General features: G+C 67.5%; 14 protein-coding genes and 1 pseudogene. 8 read left to right on the top strand and 7 right to left on the bottom strand.

Going from position 1 to position 15,946, the window contains the following annotated elements; all coding sequences use genetic code 11:
• Positions 1-59 precede the first annotated feature (59 nt).
• The 4 genes from pdhA to ACMGFI_RS20280 all read left to right on the top strand — a co-directional run bounded on the left by pdhA (position 60) and on the right by ACMGFI_RS20280 (position 3,269).
• On the top strand, positions 60-1,202 hold the full coding sequence (gene pdhA / locus ACMGFI_RS20295; protein WP_436912110.1) for a pyruvate dehydrogenase (acetyl-transferring) E1 component subunit alpha: 1,143 nt from the start codon (positions 60-62) through the stop codon (positions 1,200-1,202).
• Positions 1,203-1,314: 112 nt separating this feature from the next.
• Positions 1,315-1,473: a DUF1059 domain-containing protein gene (locus ACMGFI_RS20290; protein WP_436912109.1), complete on the top strand. Its 159-nt coding sequence runs from the start codon at positions 1,315-1,317 to the stop codon at positions 1,471-1,473.
• Positions 1,474-1,593: 120 nt separating this feature from the next.
• The gene (locus ACMGFI_RS20285) at positions 1,594-2,265 is read left to right on the top strand and encodes a DUF4166 domain-containing protein (RefSeq protein WP_436912108.1); all 672 of its coding nucleotides are present in this window, start codon (positions 1,594-1,596) and stop codon (positions 2,263-2,265) included.
• Entirely contained in the window at positions 2,262-3,269 is a 1,008-nt protein-coding gene (locus ACMGFI_RS20280) for a YndJ family protein (RefSeq protein WP_436912106.1), read from the top strand. Before ACMGFI_RS20285 ends, ACMGFI_RS20280 begins: the two co-directional genes overlap by 4 nt.
• Here ACMGFI_RS20280 and ACMGFI_RS20275 read toward each other — a convergent pair.
• The 6 genes from ACMGFI_RS20275 to ACMGFI_RS20250 form a co-directional block, all read right to left on the bottom strand.
• Positions 3,206-3,607: a DUF5615 family PIN-like protein gene (locus tag ACMGFI_RS20275; RefSeq protein ID WP_436912105.1), complete on the bottom strand. Its 402-nt coding sequence runs from the start codon at positions 3,605-3,607 to the stop codon at positions 3,206-3,208. The two genes, ACMGFI_RS20280 and ACMGFI_RS20275, sit on opposite strands and share 64 nt — an antisense overlap.
• A complete protein-coding gene (locus tag ACMGFI_RS20270; protein ID WP_436912104.1) occupies positions 3,604-3,909 on the bottom strand; it encodes a DUF433 domain-containing protein in 306 nt (101 codons plus the stop codon). Before ACMGFI_RS20270 ends, ACMGFI_RS20275 begins: the two co-directional genes overlap by 4 nt.
• 52 nt (positions 3,910-3,961) lie before the next feature.
• Positions 3,962-5,257, bottom strand: a complete 1,296-nt coding sequence (locus ACMGFI_RS20265) for a hypothetical protein (protein WP_436912102.1) — start codon at positions 5,255-5,257, stop codon at positions 3,962-3,964.
• Positions 5,258-5,376: 119 nt separating this feature from the next.
• Complete coding sequence (locus tag ACMGFI_RS20260) at positions 5,377-6,927, bottom strand: acyl-CoA carboxylase subunit beta (protein ID WP_436912101.1); 1,551 nt, start codon at positions 6,925-6,927, stop codon at positions 5,377-5,379.
• A gap of 128 nt (positions 6,928-7,055) precedes the next feature.
• Positions 7,056-7,568, bottom strand: a complete 513-nt coding sequence (locus tag ACMGFI_RS20255; protein WP_436912099.1) for a PIN domain-containing protein — start codon at positions 7,566-7,568, stop codon at positions 7,056-7,058.
• Positions 7,568-7,858: a hypothetical protein gene (locus tag ACMGFI_RS20250; RefSeq protein ID WP_436912098.1), complete on the bottom strand. Its 291-nt coding sequence runs from the start codon at positions 7,856-7,858 to the stop codon at positions 7,568-7,570. The genes ACMGFI_RS20255 and ACMGFI_RS20250 overlap by 1 nt, the downstream gene beginning before the upstream one ends.
• 166 nt (positions 7,859-8,024) lie before the next feature.
• Between ACMGFI_RS20250 and ACMGFI_RS20245 the strand changes: the two genes are divergently transcribed.
• Complete coding sequence (locus tag ACMGFI_RS20245; protein ID WP_436912096.1) at positions 8,025-8,651, top strand: uracil-DNA glycosylase family protein; 627 nt, start codon at positions 8,025-8,027, stop codon at positions 8,649-8,651.
• Between the two features lie 130 nt (positions 8,652-8,781).
• Here ACMGFI_RS20245 and ACMGFI_RS20240 read toward each other — a convergent pair.
• Positions 8,782-9,225 (bottom strand): annotated as a pseudogene (locus ACMGFI_RS20240) (sodium-dependent transporter); the annotation flags it as partial.
• Positions 9,226-9,343: 118 nt separating this feature from the next.
• Here ACMGFI_RS20240 and ACMGFI_RS20235 point away from each other — a divergent pair.
• The 3 genes from ACMGFI_RS20235 to sufB all read left to right on the top strand — a co-directional run bounded on the left by ACMGFI_RS20235 (position 9,344) and on the right by sufB (position 15,939).
• Complete coding sequence (locus ACMGFI_RS20235; RefSeq protein WP_436912095.1) at positions 9,344-13,384, top strand: DNA polymerase domain-containing protein; 4,041 nt, start codon at positions 9,344-9,346, stop codon at positions 13,382-13,384.
• 145 nt (positions 13,385-13,529) lie between these two features.
• Complete coding sequence (locus tag ACMGFI_RS20230; RefSeq protein WP_436912093.1) at positions 13,530-14,462, top strand: ABC transporter ATP-binding protein; 933 nt, start codon at positions 13,530-13,532, stop codon at positions 14,460-14,462.
• A 46-nt stretch (positions 14,463-14,508) separates the two neighbouring features.
• Complete coding sequence (gene sufB / locus ACMGFI_RS20225; protein WP_436912091.1) at positions 14,509-15,939, top strand: Fe-S cluster assembly protein SufB; 1,431 nt, start codon at positions 14,509-14,511, stop codon at positions 15,937-15,939.
• The last annotated feature ends 7 nt before the right edge of the window (positions 15,940-15,946 follow it).

Here is a 15,946-nt window from a genome sequence, read left to right as displayed (position 1 = left end):
TCGGACATCGGGGTGACTCCCCGGCGGCGAGCCCCTGGCCGCCGCTCGGGAAAACGGTTATGCGGTTGCTGGCCGTCGAGTCACCAGTGAGCGACAGCGAACGCGTCGCGCGGACCGAGGACGGGCTGGCGCAGGTGCTCGACGCCGACGGTCGGGTCCGCGAGGGCGCGACCGTCCCGGACCTGTCCGACGAGACGCTCCTGGGGATCTACCGCGAGATGAAGCTCGCCCGCCACCTCGACGAGCGAGCCGTCTCCCTCCAGCGCCAGGGCCGGATGGGAACCTACCCGCCGCTGGCCGGCCAGGAGGCCGCGCAGGTCGCGTCGACCCACGCGCTCCGTGACGACGACTGGATCGTCGACCAGTACCGCGAGCACGGCGCCGTCGCCGTCCGCGGGCTCGAACCGGAGTACCTGCTGTACTGGATGGGCCACGAGGTCGGCAACGAGTGGCTCGCCTCCAAGCACGTCTTCCCGCTGAACATCTCTATCGCGAGCCACCTCCCCCACGCTACGGGGATGGCGTGGGCCGCCCGTCTGCAGGGGGACGACCGCGTCGTCTGCTGTCACTTCGGCGACGGGGCAACCAGCGAGGGGGACTTCCACGAGGCGCTGAACTTCGCCGGCGTCTTCGACGCGCCGGCGGTCTTCTTCTGCAACAACAACCAGTACGCCATCTCGGTCCCGCGCGACCGGCAGACCGCCAGCGCCACCATCGCGGAGAAGGCCGACGCCTACGGCTTCGCCGGCGTCCGCGTCGACGGGATGGACCCCCTGGCGGTCTACCAGGTGACGAAAGGGGCCGTCGAGAAGGCCCGCGACCCCGCGGAAGGCCAGTTGCGCCCGACGCTGGTCGAGGCCGAGATGTACCGCTTCGGCGCCCACACCACCGCGGACGACCCCTCGCGGTACCGCACCGACGAGGAGGTCGAGCGCTGGCGCGAACGGGATCCGATCCCGCGGATGGAACGGTTCCTCCGCGAGCGCGGCCTGCTCGACGACGAGGCGGTCGAGGCCATCGAACGGCGCAACCGCGAGCGAGTGGCCGAACTGATCGAGGCGGCGGAGGCCTACGAGCCCGTGGTCGAGGAGTGGTTCGAACACGCCTACGAGGAGCCGACGGCGCGCGTGCGGGAAAGCCAGGCGTACCTCCGCGAACTGCGCGAACGCCACGGCGACGACGCGCTCCTGCGCGACGAGTGACCGGGACAGGCCGTCGATACTCTCCGATGCGTCGTGCTACCGTTCGACAGGGGCCGACCTACCGCTCGGAAGTCGCCGCATAGCAATACCGCCGCGGTCCGTCGAGGCCCGTATGGCCTACCAGGTCGAATGCAGCCAGGGAGACGACTTCATGATCAAATCCGAGGACGAACAGGAGGTCATCCAGCACGTCAAGGAACACGCCCGGGAGAAACACGACACGGACCTGAGCGACGACGACGCCCGCGACATGGTTCAGGAAGCGTCCTGAACGCCGGTCTATCGACCCCGCTGTGCCGATTTGCCCGGTTCGACTGCCCAGCGCCGCCAGCAACCGTTTTGTCGCTTGCCCCATCAGTCCCGGTATGGACTCCGTGTCGGCGGTGGTGACGTGACGGGCGTCTACGAGCACGCGCTGGGCGAGGTAGCCGACGACCTGCACCCGGAGGTACGCGAGCGGTACGCGCTCGGTCCCGACGACGCGTTCGCGACGGTCGGTCGCGGGCTGATGGACATCACGCGCAGCGCGGTCGCACTGCCGGTCCTCTACGCGATGCCCGCGCGGAACCTGTTGTTCCCCGAGTCCGGCGAGGACGTGCCGTTCTCGGTGACCACTGTGGGGTGGCGCGACCCCGCGGGCTACGAGGCACTGACCACCCGCCGCGAGTTCGACTTCGACGGCAAAGTGCGACAGTTCGACTCGACGACCGTGTGGGACGCCGACCGGGAACGGCTGTTCGACTTCCTGGGAACCGGCGGCCACGTCGTCTCCGAACTCCACCCGCGCGTCGAGGACGGGGTCCTCGTCGTCGAGGGAGGCAAGCAGTGGACCCGCGTCGGCGGTCGCTATCTCCCGACACCCGGCCCGCTGGCGGTCGACGTGACGGTCCGGGACCGCTACGACGAGGACGACGAGCAGTTCCACGTGACGGCGACCGTCGAGAGCGGCCTCGTCGGGCACATCCTCGGCTACCGGGGGTCGTTCACCCAGGAGCGCCGGGAGATGGACCGGGTGCCCGACGACCTGAAGCCCGTCACCGGGGTCGACCCGCTCCCGCCATGAGCGGCGCGGAGACCGCGGAAGACACGGAGACGGCCGAAGACCCGGGTACCGACCCCGACCCGTTCGCGCGCCTCGTCGCCGGCGTCACGCTGGCCGACCTGAGTGCGGTCGCCGGCGCGGGCCTGTGGGTCGTCCTCGCCGCCGCCGGCGGGCTCTCACAGGTCGAGCGCGCGCTCGCTCTGGCGCCGCTGGTCGTCGTCCCGCTGGGCGTCGGGCTGGCCGCCCGCGGCGAGTTCACCGGGCTGTCGGGTCGACTGCTCGGCGCCGCCGTCGCGCTCCTCCCCGTCGGCGCGGCGCTGGTGGCCCTCTCGCTCGTGGTCGACGCCGGACCGGTCGCCGCGGGGCTGGCCGCGCCGTGGGTGTTCGTGACGAGTCTGCTCGCGCTCGCCGGTGCTTCCCGCGCCGTCGAACGAGGGGCGGTCCGGCCGCCGACCGCCGCGCTCGTCGACGCCGGCCTCGCCTACGCGCCGGTCGCCGCCGTCGCGCTCGTCCTGTCGCATCTCGGGATCACCTTCTGGTTCGACCCGACGATCGTCCTGCTCACTGCGGTCCACTTCCACTTCGCCGGGTTCGCGCTGCCGGTCCTCGCGGGCGTGACGGGCCGACACCTCGGCGGCTTCGAGGGCGCGGCGCGCATCGTCGCGGGCGTGATCCTCGTCGGTCCGGCGATAATCGCCGTCGGGATCTCTTTCTCCCCGCTCGTGGAGGGGGTCGCCGTCGGCGCGTTCACGGTCGCCGTGGCCGGGTTCGGGCTGCTGACCCTCGTCCGCGCCGTCCCGTCGCTGGACCCGCTCCCGGCCGCGCTCGTGGGCGTCTCGGCGCTCGCGCTCCCGACGTCGATGGCGCTGGCGCTCGGCTACGGAATCGCGGCGTTCTCGGGGACGAATCCGCTCGGCCTGAGCATCGGTCGGATGGTGACCCTGCACGGGTCGCTGAACGCCTACGGGTTCGCGCTCTGTGGCGTCGTCGGATGGCGGCTCGTCGACGGCGGAGGCCGCGGATAGCTCCCGCTCACTCCGTGAGAAACGTGGCCCGTCCGAGGGTCGGACGGATCCGGAACCAGGGACGCCAGCTCGTCGACTCTCGCGGCGAGCGCGTGACTGTCCGTCGCGTTGTCGGGATAGTAGAGGACAGGTACGTCCGGGTACGCCGACTCGTCCAAGAAGTCGTCGTCGTTGGTGAGGAGGAGTCGGTTCCGCTCCTGCGCGAACCGGGCCACACGTTCGTCGGCGCTTCCGGCACCCGGTCGGTCCGAGACGTGGACCGCGTCGATCCCGAACCCGTCGAGGTGCTCGACGGCTCTTTCCGGGACGTTCTCGTCGCACAGCACCCGATACGTCATTCCCGGTCGGATCTGAGCTCGTCGAGTGTCTTCGCACCGCGTTCTCGTGCCGACGCCTCGCGTTCGCGGCGTCGTTCGCGAACCCCGGCCATCTCGTCGGGATGGTCGTGGTAGTACGTCAGCGCGCGGTACACGTCGGCGACCGGCAGGTCGTACTCGTCGGCGACCGCTTTCGGATCGCGGTCCGCACCCTCGACCCGTTCGACGACCTGCAACACCGTGATACGACGCCCTTCGATGTGGGGTTCGTCGTGGATCGCCGACTCCTCACCGGGGACGATCCGGCCGGTCGCCTGTGCCATAGTCGACAGTAGCGCGTATTCGTATTTGAATGTACGGCTGCCGGTCCCGGAGCTAGTCCGCGGCAGGTGGGCGCACGCCCTGCGTGGACGCCGTCCCGTTCGCGCTCGGCACCGCGATGTGGACCGACTCGTTGCTGCCGGTCGCAACGGCGCCGTCGACGAACGTCTCGTTGCCGGCGAAGACCGTGAGCGTCTCGGGCGCGACGCGCTCGCTCGCGAACGTCAGCGAGGAGTTCGCGGCGCGGCGGTCGGCGAACCGCTCGAACGCGGCGGCGAACTCGTCGGCCTCGGTGGCGTTCTCGAACCGGAGCGTCCACGCGACGGCCGTCTCGTTGCTCCCGGGGTCGACGAACGCGAGACTGCGGTCGTTGTCCCAGCCGTTCGCCGCGGAGTCGGCGACCGCGCGGTCGAGTTCGAGCCGCAGGAGTTCGCGGACGAACAGCTCGCCCCTGCGGTCCGCGCCGGAGGGGTAGTGGCCGGGCTCGACCGACCAGTTCCCGGGGGCCGTCGAGACGGCCAGGTAGCCGACCGAGACGTTCCGGTCGGGGTGGAGGATCGCCTCGGTGGTCTCGGGCGGGTCCGTCAGGACCGGTTCGAGTTCGCTCGGCGAGTCGGCGCGCGCTTCGACGTACTCGACACCGGCGACGTATCTGCTGACGAAGAGCCGGTAGGCGGGGTTGCCGTCGTCGTACGACCGCCTGAGGGTGCGCGAGCCGAGCCGTGCGTCCTCCGCGTGCGTTCGCAGGTACTCGTCGGTGGTGTAGACGGCCGATCCCTCGATGACGGCCCAGGCCGCTCTCAGTTCGTCGTCCGACACGCTGCGGAGGCCCGTGGGGAGCCACCGCTCCTGGCTATGGACCGTGTGTGCGAACTCGTGTGCGAGCGTCCGCTCCGGGTCCGACACGTTCGCGTCGACGAACACTTCCTCGGGACCGACCAGTTGCCCGGCGGCGTATATCCGCCCCGTGATCCCGACCGCTCGGTAGAACGGCGAGTCGTACGTTCCGGCTTCCCGGGGCTCTCCCGTCCCGACGACGACCGTCGGGGCGTCCGCCTCTACGCCGTGGAGCCGCTCGACCCGCTCGAAGACCCGGGTGGCGTTCACCGAGAGGTTCCCGTCGACGGGCACGATCTCCCCGTCGCCCGCGGTGGGCGTCGCCGTCGCCGTCGGCTCCGGCGATCCCGGCGCCGAGTCGCCCGTTGCCGGCGTCTCGGCGGTGTCGGTCGCATCGACGGCGGGCGACGCTGTCGGCGATTCGGCCCTGCCCCCGGCCAGAAACCCGCAGCCGGCGGTCGCGGCGAGCAGTCCCAGACAGACGACGATCAGCGCGTGTCTCGCGTGGTCCATGTGAGCGCTCCCGCGCCCCACCCGACCGGCGACCGCGTCCCACCACGGAACCGGGGCGCAGTGTCGGATGTGTCAAATAAGAGTACGTAAAGCTTCCGTTCGACCGTCCGCCCTCGCCGCTACAGCGGGATGTTCCCGTGCTTCCGGTCCGGGTGGTCTTTCCGCTTGGAGCGTAGCGTCTCCAGGTCGCCGATCAGCCGCGAGCGCGTCTCGGGCGGTTCGAGCACGTCGTCGACGTACCCGCGCTCGGCGGCGGTGTAGGGGTTGGCGAACTCGTCGCGGTACTCGTCGATGAGCTCCTGACGCTTCTCCTCGACCTGCTCGGCGGCATCGAGTTCGTCGTCGTAGAGGATGTTCACGGCGCCCTCGGGGCCCATGACGGCGATCTCGGCGGTGGGCCAGGCGTAGTTCACGTCGCTGCCGACGTGCTTCGAGGACATCACGTCGTAGGCGCCGCCGTACGCCTTGCGGGTGATGACGGTCATCAGCGGCACCGTGGCCTCCGAGTAGGCGTAGAGTAGCTTCGCGCCGTGTTTGATGATGCCGCCCTTCTCCTGATCCTTGCCGGGCATGAACCCGGGCACGTCGACGAACGTCAGGAGGGGGATGTTGAACGCGTCGCAGAAGCGGACGAACCGCGAGCCCTTCAGCGAGGAGTCGATGTCCAGCGTCCCGGCGTTGACGCGGGGCTGGTTGGCGACCACGCCGACCGTGTGGCCGTCGAGGCGGGCGAAGCCGGTCAGCAGGTTCCGCGCGTAGCGCTCGGCGACCTCGAAGAACGAATCCTCGTCGACGACGCCGTCGATCACGCGGTGCATATCGTAGGGCTTCTGCGGGGCCTGGGGCACCACGTCGCGCAGGCCCTCGTCGGCGCGGTCGGGGTCGTCCCACGGCTCGACGCGCGGCGGGTCCTCGGCGTTGTTCGCGGGGAGATAGGAGAGGAGATACCGGATGTCGTCGAGCGCCTCCTCCTCGGCGGCGGGCGCGAAGTGGGCGACACCGGACTCGCCGGTGTGGGTGGCCGCGCCGCCGAGTTCGTCGAAGGTCACCTCCTCGCCGGTGACCGTCTCGATCACGTCGGGGCCGGTGATGAACATGTGGCTGGTCTCCTCGACCATGAAGATGAAATCGGTGATGGCCGGGGAGTAGACGGCGCCGCCCGCGCAGGGGCCCATGATCGCCGAGATCTGCGGGACGACGCCGGAGGCGAGCTGGTTGCGGTGGAAGATGTCGGCGTAGCCCGCCAGCGCGTCGACGCCCTCCTGGATGCGGGCGCCGGCGGAGTCGTTGAGTCCGACGATGGGCGCGCCGGTCTCCATGGCCTTGTCCATCACCTTGCAGACCTTCTGGGCGAACGCCTCCCCCAGGGAGCCGCCGAGGACGGTGAAGTCGTGGGCGAACACGAAGACCGTGCGGCCGTCGACCTCGCCGTAGCCCGTGACGACGCCGTCGCCGGGGAACTCCTTCTCTTCCATGTCGAACTTCGTCGAGCGGTGCTCGCGGAGCTGGTCGATCTCGACGAAGGTGTCGTCGTCGAGGAAGTAGTCGATCCGCTCGCGGGCGGTCATCTTGCCGCGGTCGTGCTGGGCCTCGATGCGCTCCTCGCCGCCGCCCGTCCGCGCTCGCTCCTTCCGTTCGCGCAGGTCCTCGATGTCCTCGTCGCGGGTCACGCCGAGCCACCTCCGAGGAGGCGGAACGGCCGTCCGACGCGGGTCCGTGCGGTCATTGGTGGGGCATCGGCAGTCCGGGAGAAAAGCGTTTCCCGACGGTCGGACGTCGGTCGCGGACCCCGCGACGGTCAATCGGCCATCGATTCGAGTTTCGAAATGATCTTCGCGTACGTGTCCGTTGAACAGTACCACCCCTCGTCGACCATCGCGTCGATCACCGACCGCGCCTCGTCGGCACTCACCGTCCCGTCCGCGGCCAGTGAGAGGACGAGATAGGCGGTTCCCCGGGTCGGGATCCCCTCGGTCGACGCGACATCGCGGCCGTACGTCTCGTCCATCACGGCGGTCCCGCCGCGCGCGTCGGCGCAGGCCAGCACCGCGGCGTCCGCCTCGCTCAGCTTCGGGTTCTCCCGAAGTCGCGAGCGAAGCGGCGTGTCGGCGACCGGGACGATGTCGACGACCTCGTCCTCGATGCCCGCTTCGATCCGCCGAGCGTCCGGATACCCCGCTTCGATGCCGGTCTCGACCACCTCCGCGTGGACGGGCTCGGGGACGACGGACCGCCCCTCTATTTCGTCCACGAGCCCGAACCGATCCACCTTCGCCAGGTAGATGAGCGGCGTGGCGTCGAACACCCACATCAGAGCGACTCGAGGTCGTCCTCGACGTGGTCGCCGTCGACCCACGTCACGTCGCGTTCCTTCGCGAGTCGCAGGAGGTCCCAGACCGACATCCCCGCGCGCTCGGCGGCGGCGCTGACCGTGATCTCCCCGGCGGCGAGCCGTTCGAGCGCGCGGTCGCGGCGCCACTCCTCCAGCCCGTCCGCGAGGAGTTTGCGGACGGCGGTACTCCGGTCGAGCTGCTCCTCGTCGAGGTACGCTTCGAGCTCCGCCTCCAGCTCGTCCGGCACCCGCGCCGAGATCGTTCCCATGGTGTTTACTATGTACGCGATGTATACAACGTTTCGGTTCGGCGGATCGGTCGGCCGCCGGGTCCGTCGACTCCGGAGCTCGGAAGCGGTCCGAACCGGCGGCGTCGTCGCGGCGGGGACGGCGGAAACCGGCGGAGTTTTGACCGGCCCGCTACTGCGGGCGAACGTGAAGAACGTCACGGCCCGCAAGTCGAACCCCTTCGGCTTCTCGCCGCCGTGCGAGCGGTTCGTGCCGGGATACGGCGACGCGAACGCCGACTTCCACGTCGTCGGCGACCACCCCGGCGTCCACGGCGGCGGGGAGTCGGGCTACCCGTTCACCGAGTTCGACGCCAGCGAGCGCCTCCAGCGCGCCCTCGTCGAGGGCGGCCTGCTCGCCGAAGCCGGGACGCCGCCGGTCGTCGAGAAGACCTTCCTCTCGTATCTGTACCCCTGCGTCCCCGAGGGCGTGCCGAGCGAGCGGGACTACACCGAGCTGGAGGATGTCTTCGACTCCGAAGTCCGGGCGATCACCGCCCACGTCCTCCTCCCCGTCGGCGAGCGCGCGACGCGGCACGTCTTCGCCAACATGACCGCGCGACCGCCGGAGGAGGTCGACCTCGACGAACAGCACGCGACCGAGATCCCGGGGAGCGGCTGGCTCGTCATCCCGGTCAAAGACCCCGCGCAGTGGTCCGACGACGACGAGCGGGCACTGGTCGACGCGCTTGTCGAGCTGCGGAGCCGCGACTACGTCCGCCGGGCGGACCTCGGACGGTTCCTGCCGGGCGGCGATCCGTACATGGTCCGGTAAGCGCGGCGTCCGAGGGGCCCACCGGCGTCGCGGCCCGTTCGACGGTCGCGATTCCCGCTCACAGGGGCGCGAAGAAGGCGGCGTCCTCCGCCAGGAAGAGGCTCTGGAAGCCGAGCGCGAGCGTCATGAGGATCGCGAGGAAGAGAAACTGCGCGGCGACCGCCCCGGGACCGGATGCGACCGCCGAGAGGTACGCGCCGGGGTCGTCGAAGTACGCGCCGGTCGCGCTGCCGAGGACGTACCGGAGGACCCACCCGCCGACGACGTTGTAGTACGAGAGGATCCAGAAGCCCGTGACCATGGCGACGGCGCCGACGACCCGCCAGGGCGGTCCGCCGAGTTCCCCGAAGGCGTCGACGACGTTGCGGTGGGTCCGCCGCCCGACGACGAACTCCGCCAGCAACGCCGGGAAGCCGATGAGCGTCACCGCGACGAGGTAGAAGACGACGAACGCGGCGCCGCCGTTCGCGGCCGTCTTGAACGGGAACTGCCAGAGGTTCCCCAGGCCGACTGCGCTCCCGACCGCCGCGACGAGGAAGCCGACTCTCGTCCCCCACGTCTCGCGTTCGACCATCGTGTCCCGGCCTTCGGCGCTCCGCCGGAAAAGCTATCTGAACCGCGCCGGCCGCGGCGTCGCCGCCGACCCGGGAGACCGCGACTATTTTAGTCGGGCCCCGCCAACCCGGAGTAACATGGAGCAAACGGAGTTCGGGGACTTCGGGGCCGGCGACGAGCGGCCCGCCGACGAGGCCGAGGCCGTCGCCGGCGACGAGGACGGCGGCGGCGCTGCGACGGTGGTCGACGCCGACTCGGTCCGGTTCCCCGACGCGCAGGGAACGGTCACGCTGACGGTCACCCAGGTCGACTACACCGTCGAGTACAGCGGCGACGACGAGTTCCCCGTCGTCCACGTCTTCGGCCGGCGCGAGGCCGAGGGGGCGGACGAGGATCCGACCCTCGAACACGTCGCGGTGTACGACTTCGAGCCGTACTTCTACGCGCCTATCGAGAACGTCGACGACGAGCGCATCGCGGGGTACGACGGGCTCGTCGACTACCGCGAGACCGACGCCGAGGGCGAGCCCTTCGAGTCGATCCGGGGCGAGCGCCTCGCGAAGATCATCGGCCGCACACCCCGGGACGTGGGCCAGGTCCGCGACGACTTCGAGCACTACGAGGCCGACATCCTGTTCCCCAACCGCCTGCTCATCGACAAGGACATCGAGAGCGGCGTCCGCGTGCCCGAGCGGCGCGACGACGACGGAACGATCCGCATCCCCCACCAGGAAATCGAGGCGGTCGACGACAACGCCACGCCGCGAGTGAACACCTTCGACATCGAGGTCGACGACCGCAACGGGTTCCCCGAGGACGGCGACGAGACCATCGTCTGTCTCACCTCCCACGACTCCTACGACGACGAGTACATCAACTGGCTCTACCAGTCGCCCGCGGGCGTCGACGGCCCCGCCGCGCTGGCGGAGTACGACCCCATCGAGGACGACATCGACGCCGACGTGCGCGTGTTCGACTCCGAGCAGGAGATGCTCGACGCCTTTATCGAGTACATCGAGGAAACGGACCCCGACATCCTGACGGGGTGGAACTTCGCGGACTTCGACGCGCCGTACTTCCTCGACCGCGTCGAGGAACTGGCGGGACCGAACCACGACTACGACCTCGACATCGACCGCCTCTCCCGGGTCGACGAGGTGTGGCGCTCGGACTGGAACGGCCCGGACATCAAGGGCCGCGTGGTCTTCGACCTCCTCCGGGCGTACAAGAGCACGCAGTTCACCGAACTGGAGTCCTACCGCCTGGACGCCGTCGGCGAGATGGAACTCGACGCCGGCAAGGAACGCTACACCGGCGACATCGGCGACCTGTGGGAGGACGACCCCGAGCGACTCCTCGAATACAACCTCCGGGACGTGGAACTGTGCGTCGAACTCGACCGCAAGCAGGACATCATCGCCTTCTGGGACGAGGCGCGCAAACTCGTGGGCTGTAAGATCGAGGACGCCCCTACCGCCGGCGACGCCGTCGACATGTACGTCCTCCACAAGGCCTACGGCGAGTTCGCGCTCCCCTCGAAGGGGCAACAGGAGGCCACCGACGAGTTCGAGGGCGGCGCCGTCTTCGACCCGATCACCGGGGTCCGAGAAAATGTCAGCGTTCTAGACCTTAAGAGCCTCTATCCGATGTCGATGACGACCATCAACGCCTCGCCGGAGACGAAGGTCGACCCCGAGAGCTACGACGGCGAGACCTACCGCACGCCCACGGGCGTCCACTTCCGGAAGGAACCCGACGGCATCATCCGGGAGATGGTCGACGAATTACTGTCAGAACGTGAGGAAAAGAAGTCCCGACGAAACGACAACGACCCCGTATCTGAGGCGTACGAGCGCTATGACCGGCAGCAAGCAGCTGTCAAGGTGATTATGAATTCTTTATATGGGGTCTTCGGATGGGATCGTTTCAGGCTCTACGACCGTGAAATGAGCGCCGGCGTCACTTCGACGAACCGCGAGGTCATCAGTTTCACGGCCGAGGCGTCGAGCGAGCTGGGGTACGAGGTGACCTACGGGGACAGTGTCACCGGCGACCGGCCTGTCGTGGTTCGGGACGGATCGGATACCGTCCGGATCCTGCCGATAGAGGGTCTCTTCGAACGAGCGGCTGAAACTGCGAACTCCCGTGTGGTAGTTACCGCAGATGGCGGTGTGATCGCTCAGGACGACGACCCCAAGGACCGCCGCACGCTCGACGGTTGGGAAGCGCTCTCGATTTCGGAGACAGGAGAACCCGAGTGGCAACCGATAGAGCAGGTCATCCGACATCGAACGGGGAAAGACGTAGTCACGCTCCGGCACAAGTTCGGGGAATCCACGACGACGCGCGACCACGCTTACGTCGTGGAGGAGGACGGTGGTTACGGTGAGGCGAGTCCATCGGACGTGGACGAACCGCTTCGAATCCCTGGTGTGCCTGCAGTCGACGAGCGCTCGACTGTCGACGTGTACGAAGTGCTCGACGGGTACACCCGGGAGTACGAAGACGGTCGCAGCGTCGGAAGCGAAGCCGCCGAAACGAAAGTGAAGCGCGTGCACGCGGACGACCAGTGGGTCTGGTTCGGTCACGAGCACCACCGCGACCAATCAAAGACCGTTCGCGTGAAACGCCACATCGACCTCGAGAGCGAGAACGGTCGAGCCCTCGTCCGTTTGCTGGCAGCGTACGTCTCCGAGGGGAGTTCGTCGACAGCCGAGACAACTCGTTCTCGATTCGGAGCAAGTATCTCCGAGGAACGGACCGAGTGGCTCGAACAGTTGCAGGCCGACTACTATCGGTTGTTCGACAGCACGACTGCAAGTATCGTTCCGAGCGACAGCGGTGACGAACGGACCGTCGAGTACGAACTCGGAAGCGGATCCGAAAGCGTGACGTACGATGACGGAACGCAGAAACTCCAGATGATGAACGAACTGGCCGCGGTGTTCTTCCGTGAGTTCGCCGGGCAAACCTCCCGGGGCAAGCGGATCCCTTCGTTCGTCTTCCACCTGCCCGACGAGTTGCAGGACCTGTTCCTCGAAGTTCTCGTTGAGGGCGACGGGTCTAGAGAGTTCCCCCGATACACCGAAGAGTACGCGGAACGAAACTTCGACTTCGAGACGACAAGTCGAGAACTCGCCGGTGGACTCTCCATGCTCCTGACCCAGCGCGGGCAGAAACACTCGCTCAAATACAGAGACGAGAAAGACTCCTACACCATCAGGACGTGTACGTACTACCGTAGCGGTCGTGACCCCCAGGTGACTGATGTCAGCCACGACGGCTACGTGTACGACCTCAGCGTCGCAGAGAACGGGAATTTCGTCGACGCCGTCGGCGGACTCGTTCTCCATAACACCGACTCCGTCATGCTCGAACTGGGCGATCTTGACACCGAGGACGCCATCGAGCAGTCCTTCGAGATCGAGGAGCACATCAACGACCGCTACGACGAGTTCGCCCGCGAGGAGCTCAACGCCGACTCGCACCGCTTCCAGATCGAGTTCGAGAAGCTCTACCGGCGGTTCTTCCAGGCGGGCAAGAAGAAGCGCTACGCGGGCCACATCGTCTGGAAGGAGGGCAAGGAGGTCGACGACATCGACATCACGGGCTTCGAGTACCAGCGGTCGGACATCGCGCCGATCACGAAGGAGGTCCAGCTGCAGGTCATCGAGATGATCGTCCACGGCGAGGACATCGAGGACGTGAAAGACTACGTTCACGACGTTATCGAGGACTTCCAGAACGGGAACGTCAGTCTCGACGACGTGGGTATTCCCGGCGGTATCGGGAAGAAACTCGACAACTACGACACCGACACCGCGCAGGTCCGCGGGGCGAAGTACGCCAACCTCCTGTTGGACACCAACTTCGCCAGCGGGTCGAAACCCAAGCGGGTCTATCTGGAGAAGGTCCACCCCGAGTTCTTCCGGGAGGTCGAAGAGAAACTGGACCTGGATCCCGCCGAGGACCCGCTGTACGGCGAGTTCAAGCGCGACCCCGACGTGATCTGCTTCGAGTACGCCGACCAGGTCCCCGACGCCTTCGAGGTCGACTGGGACAAGATGCTCGACAAGACGCTCAAGGGTCCTATCGCGCGCATCCTCGAAGCGCTCGACGTGTCCTGGGAGGAGGTCAAGAGCGGCCAGGAGCAGACCGGATTAGAGAGCTTCATGTAGGGGTGGTCCCGGTCGGGTCCGGTCCCCGACCCGGTCGACGGCGGTTGTCTATCCCACAAATTGACTTTCCGATTCGGAAAAGTCGGTCGTGGAAACTCGAAACTATTATCAGCGTCAGTACCGTGATTTAGGACGACCGAAACACATGGCTGTACTCGAAATAGACAACTTGCAGGCGAAAGTCGCAGAGGAGGGCGGCGAGCAGATCCTTCGGGGCGTGGATCTGGAAGTCCAGTCGGGCGAGATCCACGCGCTGATGGGTCCCAACGGCTCCGGGAAGTCCACACTGGCGAAGATCATCGCGGGTCACCCGGCCTACGAGGTCACGGGCGGCGACGTGCAACTCCACATCGAGGCCGACGAGTTCGAGGACATCGAGGTCCCCGAGGACATGCGGACGTGGGACCTGCTCGACCTCGAACCGAACGAGCGCGCGGCGCTGGGCATCTTCCTCGCCTTCCAGTACCCCGCCGAGATCGAGGGCGTCACGATGGTGAACTTCCTCCGGACGGCGCTGAACGCCAAGCTCGAGGAGCGCGAGGAGCTCTTCGAGGACGAAGAGGAGGAGGAAACCGAGGCCGACGACGGCGGTGACACCAAGGAGGACGCCGCGGGCTACGACACCTCCCCGATGGAGGGGCCCGCCGACGAGGGCGAGGTCGGCGTCGCGGAGTTCCAGGAGATCCTCCAGGAGAAGATGGAGCAGCTCGACATGGACGAGAAGTTCGCGAACCGCTATCTCAACGCGGGCTTCTCCGGCGGGGAGAAGAAGCAGAACGAGGTGCTCCAGGCCGCGATCCTCGAGCCGAGCATCGCCGTGCTCGACGAGATCGACTCCGGGCTGGACATCGACCGCCTGCAGGACGTCTCGACGGGCATCAACGCCCTGCGCGACGAGCAGGGCGCGGGCATCCTGCAGATCACTCACTACCAGCGGATCCTCGACTACGTCGAGCCGGACCACGTCCACGTGATGCTCGACGGCGAGATCGCCAAATCCGGCGGCGCCGAACTGGCCGAGACCCTCGAAGACGAGGGGTACGACTGGGTCCGCGAGGAAGTCTACGAGGCGGCGTGACCGTGCACAACGTCTTCCGTCTGCACACCAAACACACGACACAACAATGAGCTCAGACCAAGACCATCTCAAGGAGACCGACACCGAGGCCCGCTTCGAGTTCAAGAAGGAGGAGAAGTCCGCCTTCGAGGCCGAGAAGGGTCTCACGGAGGAGACCATCAGGGTCATCTCCGAGGACAAGGACGAACCGGAGTGGATGCTCGAGCGGCGCCTGCGCGCGCTGGAGCAGTTCCACGAGATGCCGATGCCGACCGACTGGCCGGGCGCGCCGGACATCTCGGAGGTCGACGTCGACGAGATCGTCCCGTACATCCGGCCGGACATCGACACCCGCGGCGGGGTCGACGACTGGGAGGACCTGCCCGAGGAGATCCAGGACACCTTCGACAAGCTCGGCATCCCCGAGGCGGAGAAGAACGCCCTCTCCGGCGTCGGCGCCCAGTACGAGTCGGAGATCGTCTACCAGAACATGCAGGAGCGCTGGGAGGAGAAGGGCGTCATCTTCTGCGACATGGACAAGGCCGTCCAGGAGCACGAGGAGCTCGTCCGCGAGCACTTCATGACGAAGGCCGTGCCGCCGAGCGACAACAAGTTCGCGGCGCTGCACGGCGCTATCTGGTCCGGCGGGTCGTTCGTCTACGTCCCCGAGGACACGACGGTCGACATGCCGGTCCAGGCGTACTTCCGGATGAACTCCGACGGCATGGGCCAGTTCGAGCACACGCTCATCATCGCCGAGGAGGGTTCGGAAGTGCACTACATCGAGGGCTGTTCCGCCCCGAAGTACTCCGAGTTCAACCTCCACAGCGGCGGCGTCGAGGTGTTCGTGGGCGAGGGCGCCCACGTCCAGTACTCGACGGTGCAGAACTGGTCGAAGAACACCTACAACCTCAACACCAAGCGCGCCATCGCCGAGGCCGACGCCACGATGGAGTGGGTCTCCGGCTCGATGGGCTCGAAGGCGACGATGCTCTACCCGAGCACCATCCTCAAGGGCCCCGGCGCGACCGACAACCACATCACCATCGCGATGGCCGGCGAGGGTCAGGACATCGACACCGGCGCGAAGGTCTACCACAACGCGCCCGACACCAGCTCCACCATCGAGTCCAAGTCCATCGCCAAGGACGGCGGCCGCACCAACTACCGCGGCCTCGTCCACATGGCCAACGGCGCCGAGGGCTCGAAGACCAACGTCGAGTGTGACGCGCTGATGTTCGACAACGACTCCACGTCGGACACCATGCCGTACATGGAGATCCAGGAGAACGACGTCGACGTGGCCCACGAGGCGACCGTCGGCAAGATCGGCGACGAGGACGTCTTCTACCTCCAGTCTCGTGGCCTGGACGACGACGACGCCAAGCAGATGATCGTCGCCGGCTTCATCGAGCCGATCACCGAGGAACTGCCCATCGAGTACGCGGTCGAGCTCAACCGCCTCATCGAGCTGGAGATGGAGGGCTCGCTCGGGTAACCCCGGT

It is taken from the genome of Halosimplex marinum (genome assembly GCF_051414075.1).
In the GTDB taxonomy this organism is placed as follows: domain Archaea; phylum Halobacteriota; class Halobacteria; order Halobacteriales; family Haloarculaceae; genus Halosimplex; species Halosimplex marinum.
This window is presented reverse-complemented; position numbering and strand designations above follow the sequence as displayed.

Excerpts from the sequence above, each read along its gene's own strand:
- sufB (WP_436912091.1), top strand. The coding sequence starts at position 14,509 with ATGAGCTCAGACCAAGACCATCTCAAGGAGACCGACACCGAGGCCCGC.
- ACMGFI_RS20230 (WP_436912093.1), top strand. The coding sequence starts at position 13,530 with ATGGCTGTACTCGAAATAGACAACTTGCAGGCGAAAGTCGCAGAGGAG.
- pdhA (WP_436912110.1), top strand. The coding sequence starts at position 60 with ATGCGGTTGCTGGCCGTCGAGTCACCAGTGAGCGACAGCGAACGCGTC.
- ACMGFI_RS20280 (WP_436912106.1), top strand. The coding sequence starts at position 2,262 with ATGAGCGGCGCGGAGACCGCGGAAGACACGGAGACGGCCGAAGACCCG.
- ACMGFI_RS20235 (WP_436912095.1), top strand. The coding sequence starts at position 9,344 with ATGGAGCAAACGGAGTTCGGGGACTTCGGGGCCGGCGACGAGCGGCCC.
- ACMGFI_RS20250 (WP_436912098.1), bottom strand. The coding sequence starts at position 7,858 with ATGGGAACGATCTCGGCGCGGGTGCCGGACGAGCTGGAGGCGGAGCTC.
- ACMGFI_RS20255 (WP_436912099.1), bottom strand. The coding sequence starts at position 7,568 with ATGTGGGTGTTCGACGCCACGCCGCTCATCTACCTGGCGAAGGTGGAT.
- ACMGFI_RS20265 (WP_436912102.1), bottom strand. The coding sequence starts at position 5,257 with ATGGACCACGCGAGACACGCGCTGATCGTCGTCTGTCTGGGACTGCTC.
- ACMGFI_RS20270 (WP_436912104.1), bottom strand. The coding sequence starts at position 3,909 with ATGGCACAGGCGACCGGCCGGATCGTCCCCGGTGAGGAGTCGGCGATC.
- ACMGFI_RS20275 (WP_436912105.1), bottom strand. The coding sequence starts at position 3,607 with ATGACGTATCGGGTGCTGTGCGACGAGAACGTCCCGGAAAGAGCCGTC.
- ACMGFI_RS20290 (WP_436912109.1), top strand. The coding sequence starts at position 1,315 with ATGGCCTACCAGGTCGAATGCAGCCAGGGAGACGACTTCATGATCAAA.